This is a genomic window from Cupriavidus cauae (genome assembly GCF_008632125.1).
GTDB lineage: Bacteria > Pseudomonadota > Gammaproteobacteria > Burkholderiales > Burkholderiaceae > Cupriavidus > Cupriavidus cauae.
Map to the genome: position 1 here is coordinate 1 of NZ_VWRN01000070.1, position 9,084 is coordinate 9,084.

Here is a 9,084-nt window from a genome sequence, read left to right on the forward strand (position 1 = left end):
CGCCGGGCGCCGCCGCCGGCCGCGGGCGCGCGCGCGAGGCGGCGCGCAGTTTGTCGGCGATGGTGTCGGTGTATTCGAGCAGGCCGTCTCGGATGCCGAGCTTGGGCTTGGTGATGAAGTCCACCGCGCCCAGTTCCAGCGCGCGCATCGTGATCTCGGACCCGCGCTCGGTCAGCGAGGACACCATCAGCACCGGCATCGGCCGCAGCCGCATCAGCCGCTCGAGGAAATCGAGGCCGTCCATGCGCGGCATTTCGACGTCCAGCGTCAGCACATCGGGGTTCAGGCGCTTGATCATCTCGCGCGCGACCAGCGGGTCCGGCGCGGTGCCGACCACCTCCATGTCGGGCTGGCTGTTGATGATCTCCGTCATCAGGCTGCGGATCAGCGCGGAGTCGTCCACGCAGAGCACCTTGATCTTGGCGGCGGCGGTCATGTCGAAAACGGGTCCTTCGAATTCAGGAAACGGTGGAAGCGGCGCCGCGCCGCCCGAACAGCTCGACGCCGCCGCGTACCGGCGTCGCGGAAATGGCGCGCGCCAGCGCGCGTTCGCTGCGTTCGACGACCGCCTGGTCGTCCTGGCGCGTCAGCCGGCGCACCAGCGCCAGGCCCGTCTGCGGGAAATAGCTGACCCGGCGCGCGTGCGGTCCGCGCAGGTCCTGCGCCGCGACCCGGATCTCCTCGGTCTTCAGATAGCGCAGCACGAACTCGGCGTTGCGGTCGCCGATGTTCAGCGTGGTCATGTTGGCCAGCACCGCGCCGCCGCCGAACACCTTGGCCTCGAGCCGCTCGCGGCGCGCGCCCATCTTCAGCAGCTCGTTGATCAGCACCTCGAGCGCATAGCAGCCGTAGCGCATGGACGCCGACAGCACGCGGTCGGGCCCGGCGTTCTCGTCGTCCGGCAGCATGAAGTGGTTCATGCCGCCGACGCCGGCCTTCTCGTCGCGGATGCAGGCGGCCACGCAGGAGCCGAGCACCGTGGTCAGCACCACGTCCTCGCGCGTGACGTAGTACTCGTTGGGCAGCAGCTTGATGGCCTGCTTGCCGAACTCGCGGTCGAAGTAGGTGCGGGTGGCGATCGCCTCCGGCAGGTGCGGCGTCTGCATCAGGCGGCTCCGGCCCTGGCCGCGCCCGGCGCCAGTTCGTAGACGGTCTGCCCGCGCAGCTGGAAGGCGCGCGTCACGTAGGAGAAGTTCTCCGAATGGCCGGCGAACAGCAGGCCATGCGGCTTGAGCAGCGGGACGAAGCGCTCCAGGATGCGGCCCTGGGTCGGCTTGTCGAAATAGATCATCACGTTGCGGCAGAAGATCGCATCGAAGCGCTCGCGGATGCCCCAGTCTGGCGCCAGCAGGTTCAGCGGTTCGAAGGCGATCGTCGAAGCCAGCTCGGGCTTGACCTTGACCTGGCCGGCACGCTGCCCGGTGCCTTTCAGGAAGAAGCGCTTGAGCCGTTCCTGCGACAGCCGCGCGACCTGCTCGGCCGAATAGACGCCGGTACGCGCCTTGGCCAGCACCTGGGTGTCGATGTCGGTGGCCAGCACCGTCGCGGCGCGCTCGCCGAGCGCCTCGGCCAGCGTGATCGCGATCGAATACGGTTCCTCGCCGGTCGATGCCGCCGCGCACCAGACCGAATACGGACGGCCGATCCGCTTGGCATGCTCGGCCAGCAGCGGAAAGTGGTGCGCCTCGCGGAAGAACGAGGTCAGGTTGGTGGTCAGCGCGTTGGTGAAGAATTCCCACTCGCCGGAATACTCGTCGCCCTCCAGCAGCGCCAGGTAGCTGGCGAAGTCGTTCAGATGCAGCGCGCGCAGCCGGCGTGCCAGCCGGCTGTAGACCATCTCGCGCTTCTGCGCGCCGAGCGAAATGCCGGCGCGGCGGTGGATCAGCGCGCGGACCTTGTCGAAGTCGCGGTCGGTCAGCAGGAAGTCGCGCGCGTCGTCCCGCAGCGTGGCGAGCGGCATGGCGGGGGCCGCGGCGCGGGGAGCGGGGGTTCGATGCGGCGTCATGTCTGCGGTGGATCGACGAGGGTGGGACGTAGTTGGCTGCGGTACGGCGGCGGGATCGTGATGTAGCGAAGGGCTGGCGAACCCGAGCGGCGGGCCAGCTGGGGCCCAGGCCCGCTCAGGCGACCTCGCCCTCGATCAGCGCCATCTCGGGGCTGGTCATCATCCGTTCGATGTCGAGCAGGATCAGCATGCGGCCTTCGACGGTCGCCAGGCCGGTCAGGTGCTCGGTCGACACCGACACGCCGAACTCCGGCGCGGGCTTGATCGCCTCGCCGGTCAGCGTCAGCACGTCCGACACGCCATCGACCACGATGCCGACCACGCGGCCGGCGATGTTCAGGATGATGACGACGGTCTGGTGGTCGTACTTGACGTTGCCCAGGCGGAACTTCATGCGCAGGTCGACGATCGGCACGATCACGCCGCGCAGGTTGGTCACGCCCTTGATGAAGTCCGGCGCATTGGCGATCCGCGTCACGCCGTCGTAGCTGCGGATCTCCTGCACCTTCAGGATGTCGATGCCGTATTCCTCGGAGCCCAGCGTGAACACCAGGAACTCCTGGCCCGCCGCCTCGCTTCCGGGGGTGTCGCTATGTCCGATGCCGGCCATGATGTGTTGCTCCTTGTTGATTCTTGCCTTCGCCTCAAGCCAGCGCCGGCTCCTGGCGCCGCACGCCGGTGCGCTGCAGCGCGGCGACGTCGACGATCAGCGCCACGCTGCCGTCGCCCAGGATGGTCGCGGCCGAGATGCCCGGCACCTTGCGGTAGTTGGTCTCCAGGTTCTTCAGCACGACCTGGTGCTGGCCGATCAGCTGGTCGACCAGCAGCGCGAAACGCTTGCCTTCGGCCTGCAGGATGATGGCGATGCCCTGGGTCGGCTCCTGTACCGCGTTCTCGACGTTGAAGACGCGGTGCAGCTCCAGCAGCGGCAGGTATTCGCCGCGCACGTGCATCACGCGCTCGGTATTGGCGGCGGTGCGCACGTCGTCGGCCTTCGGCTGCAGCGACTCCATCACGCAGTTCAGCGGCAGGATGAAGGTCTCCTCGCCGACCTTGACCGACATGCCGTCGAGGATCGCCAGCGTCAGCGGCAGCACGATGCGGGTGGTGGTGCCGTTGCCCGGGCGCGAGCTGATCTCGACGTGGCCGCCCATCTCCTGGATGTTGCGCTTGACCACGTCCATGCCGACGCCGCGGCCGGACAGGTCGGTGACCGCCTCGGCGGTCGAGAAGCCCGGCGCGAAGATCAGCTGCCACACTTCCTCGTCGCTCATGCTCTCCGACACCGGCAGGCCGTTCTGCATCGCCTTGGCCAGGATCTTGTCGCGGCGCAGGCCGCCGCCGTCGTCGCTGACCTCGATCACGATGTTGCCGCCGTGGTGCTGCGCCGACAGGATCAGCTGGCCGGTCGGATCCTTGCCCGCGGCGACGCGCTTGTCGGGCGTCTCGATGCCGTGGTCCAGGCTGTTGCGCACCAGATGGGTCAGCGGGTCGATGATCCGCTCGATCAGGCTCTTGTCCAGTTCGGTGGCCTTGCCGAAGGTCACCAGGTCGATCTGCTTGCCGAGCTTGGCGGCCAGGTCGCGCACCAGGCGCGGGAAGCGCGAGAACACATAGTCCATTGGCATCATGCGGATCGACATCACCGCTTCCTGCAGATCGCGCGCATTGCGCTCGAGCTGGCCCATGCCGGAGAACAGGCGGTCGAACAGCACCGGGTCGAGCGACGACGCGGTCTGCGCCAGCATCGACTGCGTGATCACCAGTTCGCCGACCAGGTTGATGATCTGGTCGACCTTCTCGGTCGGCACGCGGATCGAGCCGGATTCCTGATGGGCGGCCGCGGCGCCGGCCTTGGCGCGCTCCTTGTCCTTGGCGGCGGGGGCGGCGGCCGGTGCGGGCACGGAGGGGGCCGGCGCCGGAGCAGCCGCCGCCTCGGCCACGGCCGCGGGCGCCGGGCCAGGCGCAGCTGCGGCTGCACCGGTCGAGGGCTCGATCACGATCTGCTCGCCGTCGATCACGAAGCAGCAGACCGCGACGATGTCGTCCGGGCTGCATTGCGTCGCCAGCTCGATCGCCAGCTCGCTGTCGCCCTGGGTCTCGCCGAGGATCTCGCCGAGGTTGCCGAGTTCTTCGCGCAGCAGCGCCTGGTCGTCCTTCGACACGTTGAGCAGACGCACCTTCAGCGCGCCGCCGGCCGGGGCAGCTGCGGCGGCGGGGGAAGCGGAAGCGGAAGCGGCAGCAGGGACGGGGGCGGCGGCTACGGGTGCCGGTGCCGGGGCCTCGCCGCCGGTCTCGTAGGCCAGCTGCTGCAGCACCGCACAGATGCGCGCAAGGGTCTGCGGATCGGGTTCGGTACCGTTGCGGTAGGCGTTGAGCTGGTCTTGCAACACGTCCTTGGTTTCCAGAAAGGTATCGATGATGGCCCTGGACAACGCCAGTTCCCGCCGGCGCGTGCGGTCCAGCAGGTTCTCGAGCAGGTGGGTGGTTTCGGTCAGCGCGCTGAAGCCGAAGGTCGCCGCGCCGCCCTTGATCGAATGCGCCGCGCGGAAGATCGCATTGAGGTCTTCCGCGTCGGGCGCCTCGATGTCGAGGCCGAGCAGCAACTGCTCCATTTCAACGAGCAGCTCTTCCGCTTCCTCGAAGAAGGTCTGGTAGAACTGCGTGATATCGATATCGACAGACATGACCGTCCTGAATCACTGATTGCTAAGCATTGAGCCGTTACCAGCTGGTTATCGACCTCGCCGACGGTCTTATTAAATTTTGTTACTGATTTAAGTGCCGGCTACTGCCGCGCCTGGGGCGCCGCTGCGCCCGTCGCCTCTTCCATGCCCTGCTGCAGCGCCTGCGCCGACTCGCCGGCCTTGGCGCGCACCGCGACGTCGGCCGCGCTGGCGTTCTCCGCCTCGAAGCGGGCCTGGGCGCGCTGGTTCAGCACCACGATGCTGATGCGGCGGTTGACCGGGGCCAGCGAATCGTTCTTGTCCAGCGGCATGGTGGCGGCCAGGCCCAGCACGCGCAGCACCTTGCCTTCCTGCATGCCGCCGGCGATCAGCTCCTGGCGCGAGGCGTTGGCGCGATCGGCCGACAGCTCCCAGTTCGAGTAGGTGCGCTCGCCGTTCATGTAGTTGGACGAATCGGTATGGCCCGACAGGCTGACCTTGTTCGGCATCTCGTTGAGCACCGGGCCGATCTCGCGCAGGATGTCGCGCATGTAGGGCTCGACCACGGCCTTGCCGGTGCGGAACATCGGCCGGTTCTGCGTATCGAGGATCTGGATGCGCAGCCCTTCGCTGGTGATGTCCAGCAGCAGCTGCGGACGGAACTGGCGCAGCACCGGGTTGTTCTCGATCAGCTGCTCGAGCCGCTGCTTGAGCGCGCGCAGGCGCTCGGTCTCGAGCTGGTCGCGGCGCTTCTGCAGCGACTGCGGATCGTCCTCGCGCATGCGGCGCGTTTCGCCGTCCTTGCTGGCCGGATCGATGCCGCCGCCGGGAATCACGCTTGGCGACTCGCTGACCTTCTGCCCACCGGCAATCGCCACCTTCAGCGGCGTGCGGAAGTACTCGGCCACCTGCACCAGGTCCTTCGGCGTCGACGTGCTCAGCAGCCACAGCACCAGGAAGAAGGCCATCATCGCCGTCATGAAGTCGGCGTAGGCGATCTTCCAGCTGTGGTTGCCGTGCGGCTTGCCGTGGGCGGCAGCGCGGCGGACGACGATGGGGCGCGCGTGATCGGTCATGCTTGGCCTGCGTTGGACGGACGAATGGACTGGCTCGGGGACTGGCTGGCCGGCGCGCTTACGTCAGGCTCTTGACTTCGCGCACGTGGTCGTCCAGTTCCAGGAACGACGGACGCTCGCTCGAGTACAGCACCTTGCGGCCGAACTCGACCGCGACCAGCGGCGCATAGCCGTTGAGCGAAGCCAGCAGCGTGACCTTGATGCACTGGTACATCTTGACCGTCTCGGCAACCTGGTGCTCGACCCGCGAGGCCAGCGGCGAGACGAAGCCGTAAGCCAGCAGGATGCCCAGGAAGGTGCCGACCATCGCATGGGCGATCAGCGCGCCCAGCACGGACGGGGGCAGGTCGGCCGAGGCCAGCGCATGCACCACGCCCATCACCGCGGCGACGATGCCGAAGGCCGGCAGCGCATCGCCGACCCGCGCCAGCGCGTGGGCCGGCACTTCGGCCTCGTGCTTGAAGGTCTCGATCTCATGGTCCATCAGGGCCTCGATCTCGAAGGCATTCATGTTGCCGTTGACCATCATGCGCAGATAGTCGGTCAGGAATTCCATCATCGCCGGATCGGCGAGGATGCGCGGATACTGGCTGAAGACGCTGCTGGCGGCCGGATCGGCGATTTCCTTTTCGAGGAACAGGATGCCCTCGCGGCGCGCCTTGGACAGCAGCACGTACAGCAGCGCCATCACTTCCATGTACAGCGCCTTGTTGTATTTGCTGCTGCGCAGCAGCTGCGGCAGCGCGCGCAAGGTCGCCTTGATGGCCTTGCCGCTGTTGGCGCTGATGAAGGCGCCGACCGCGGCGCCGCCAATGATCACCAGTTCTGCCGGTTGATATAGCGCGCCCATGTGGCCGCCAGTCATGGCGTAACCACCAAGCACCGCCGCCACTACGACGACATAGCCAAGAACAACTAGCACGATCGATTCCCCGTCAGAAAAACACGCGTCGGACACGCGCGAGCCGGACCTCGGAAGGACACGGCAAGCTGCGCGCCGTGCCGCCTCGGTCTGGCTCGCCGCGCAAGCCCGGCGTGAATCAGGCGGGTTGCGCTGGCGTGGCGTCCTTCGAGGGCTTCTTTGCCTTGCCCGCGCGCGATGGCGGCCGGCACAGGCTGCAGACGAAGTTCGCGTTCGGCTCGTAGGCGTGAGTGACGAACTGTCCTCCGCAGCATGTGCAACTGGAAAGCTGCAGCATATTGCTCTCGAAGAACCGTACTAACGTCCAGGCACGCGTAAAACTTAAGACAATTTCGCCGCCGAGCAGGGACACATGCTCGAGGTAGAGACGGTATGCGGCGACCACGGCACGAATGCCGCTCGCCTCGCCCTGCTCGACCATGAACTGGTAGGCCGAGAAGAACAGCGACGAGTGGATGTTCGGCAGCCAGGTCGTGAACCAGTCCGTCGAGAACGGCAGCATGCCCTTGGGCGGGGACACGCCGCGCAGTTCCTTGTACAGACGGATCAGCCGGTCGCGCGAAAGCGTGGTCTCGGCTTCGAGCACCTGCAGGCGCGCGCCCAGGCCGATCAGCTCGATGGCGAGCTGGGTCTGGTTGGCATCCTGGAGTACGCTCTTGCGCGGGGCAGCCGGAGCGGCCGTGTAGCTCCGGGCCGGTTGGACCTGCAGCAGCGCGCTCAATTGAGCGACTCCACCGGCTGGCGCGCGAGCAGGATCGCAGCGTGGATCTGCTGCATATCGTGGCTCTTGGCGGTATGCGTCAGCGTGGAGAGCAACGCATGGTCGTCGAACCGGAAGCGGCACAGGACCATGTTGGAGGCCGCCAGCTTGACCAGCTGAGCAGGCGTCAGCTTGACCAGGATGTCAGCGATTTCCTTGCTGACGCCCAGGCGGAACATGGCTTCGAGTTGGTTTTCGCGCACCAGGCGTTGCGCGAGCAGCAGATAGGCGAGGTTGACCTCCCTGATCTCCTGCAGAAGTTCACTGCTTTCCAATTTATCCCCGCTACCAAGGAACCCTCGCCCGCTTGTCCAGCGCTTACCGGTGGCAGACCTCCGGCGTCCAGATCGTTTCAGTGCGTGTGCGACGGGTACTACATCTGATCGGAACTACTCCGGTCCAGTTACAAAACTCACATCTGGTAACAAATGTTACGGAATGTAAATGGACTGTCCGCTTTATATCGGCAATCGCATGCCGCTGCCAATCCCTACTTACGTTGGGGATGCGCATTGTCGTACGGATGATACATGGCCGAAACGACACGGGAAGATGTAACAACCTTGTAACGTGATCTGGATCAAATCTGTAACAGCAGACATGCTGCGCGAATCACTTCCACAGCAATTCCGCGCAGTTTTCGAGGGCGATTTCCCCGTGACTGAAAACGCTTCGCGTTCAGGGCGCGCGCCTGTCGCTTTCCACCATTGACGGCGCGGCCGGCATCGGCTTGAAAACGCGGCGCAGCCACGCCGCGAGCCGCGCGAAGACATCGTCCGGCTCGTCGCGGAACAGGTGCGGGCGGGCATGCTCGATCTGCTCCATCACACGGCCCGCTTCCTGTGCGTCGATCGCGCCGTAGTCGAGCGCGAGGCCCACCATCGCGCGCAGTTCGCCCAGCCGCGTCAGCGCGGCGCCGGTGCCGCGTTCGGTCTGCACCAGGTACAGCAGGTCGTAGACGCGCCGGCGCAGGCTGTCCGCCAGGCGCCATGCGGGCGTCTGCATCTGTTCCTCGATCGTGCGCACGTCGACCGCGGCGTTGGCGATGTGTTCGGCCAGCGTATCGGCCAGCGCCGGATCGGCGCCGGCGTGGTCGAGAATCTCGACCGCCCACTTGCGCGCCTGCGCCAGCCGCTCCGACTGCGACCATTCCGAACGCACCGCGAGCCCGAAGCCGAAGCGTTCGGCGTCGCGCATCAGGTTGGCCAGCGCGTGCGGCAACTGCTTGTCGAACACGCGCTTGGCCCAGGCATACTCGCCGCCGCTCAGCAGCCGCGTGACCGCGCGCTCGGTCAGCGGCCCGTCCTGGTGCATCACGCGCGCACGCAGGAAGTCCTCGAACGAGGGCGGCACGAACTGCCGGTCCAGCCCCGTGGAGAGCCGGACGAAATGGTCGAACTCGCCGCGCAGCTTGTCCGCGGCCTCACGCGGCAGGGACAGGGTGATTTCGCTGTTCATCGTCTGTCATGGTCGGGGGCGCGCCATGCCGGCCGCGCCCGCCCCGCCGCGGCGGGGTGTTCAGAAGGCGCTCCAGTCGCTGTCGGCACCGGCGGTGGCGGCAGCGGCTGTCGCGGCGCGCGGCGCCGGACGGCCCGGCAGGCGCGGGGCGGACTTGGCCGAGGCCGGTTCCGTGCGTTCGGTACGCTCTGCGCGGT

The 9,084-nt window shown here is 66.9% G+C and carries 10 protein-coding genes; all 10 read right to left on the minus strand.

The window, feature by feature from the left end; translation table 11 throughout:
* On the minus strand, positions 1-436 hold a 436-nt coding region (locus tag F1599_RS23950; protein ID WP_150084767.1), incomplete at its 3' end, for a response regulator.
* A 22-nt stretch (positions 437-458) separates the two neighbouring features.
* Positions 459-1,106: a chemoreceptor glutamine deamidase CheD gene (gene cheD, locus F1599_RS23955; protein ID WP_150084768.1), complete on the minus strand. Its 648-nt coding sequence runs from the start codon at positions 1,104-1,106 to the stop codon at positions 459-461.
* Positions 1,106-2,005 carry a CheR family methyltransferase gene (locus F1599_RS23960; RefSeq protein ID WP_150084769.1) on the minus strand — a complete coding sequence of 300 codons (900 nt, stop codon included), beginning with the start codon at positions 2,003-2,005 and terminating at the stop codon, positions 1,106-1,108. The genes cheD and F1599_RS23960 overlap by 1 nt, the downstream gene beginning before the upstream one ends.
* Before the next feature lie 115 nt (positions 2,006-2,120).
* Positions 2,121-2,615: a chemotaxis protein CheW gene (locus F1599_RS23965; RefSeq protein ID WP_149319447.1), complete on the minus strand. Its 495-nt coding sequence runs from the start codon at positions 2,613-2,615 to the stop codon at positions 2,121-2,123.
* Positions 2,616-2,649: 34 nt separating this feature from the next.
* Complete coding sequence (gene cheA / locus F1599_RS23970) at positions 2,650-4,692, minus strand: chemotaxis protein CheA (protein ID WP_150084770.1); 2,043 nt, start codon at positions 4,690-4,692, stop codon at positions 2,650-2,652.
* A gap of 101 nt (positions 4,693-4,793) precedes the next feature.
* Positions 4,794-5,747, minus strand: a complete 954-nt coding sequence (gene motB, locus F1599_RS23975; protein WP_149319445.1) for a flagellar motor protein MotB — start codon at positions 5,745-5,747, stop codon at positions 4,794-4,796.
* A gap of 58 nt (positions 5,748-5,805) precedes the next feature.
* Complete coding sequence (motA, locus tag F1599_RS23980) at positions 5,806-6,669, minus strand: flagellar motor stator protein MotA (RefSeq protein WP_006579238.1); 864 nt, start codon at positions 6,667-6,669, stop codon at positions 5,806-5,808.
* Positions 6,670-6,787: 118 nt separating this feature from the next.
* Positions 6,788-7,390, minus strand: coding sequence for a flagellar transcriptional regulator FlhC (gene flhC, locus F1599_RS23985; protein WP_053824409.1), 603 nt, complete (start codon positions 7,388-7,390; stop codon positions 6,788-6,790).
* Complete coding sequence (gene flhD / locus F1599_RS23990; protein WP_149319444.1) at positions 7,387-7,704, minus strand: flagellar transcriptional regulator FlhD; 318 nt, start codon at positions 7,702-7,704, stop codon at positions 7,387-7,389. Before flhD ends, flhC begins: the two co-directional genes overlap by 4 nt.
* Before the next feature lie 403 nt (positions 7,705-8,107).
* Positions 8,108-8,887, minus strand: coding sequence for a DUF4088 family protein (locus F1599_RS23995; RefSeq protein ID WP_150084771.1), 780 nt, complete (start codon positions 8,885-8,887; stop codon positions 8,108-8,110).
* Positions 8,888-9,084 lie beyond the last annotated feature (197 nt).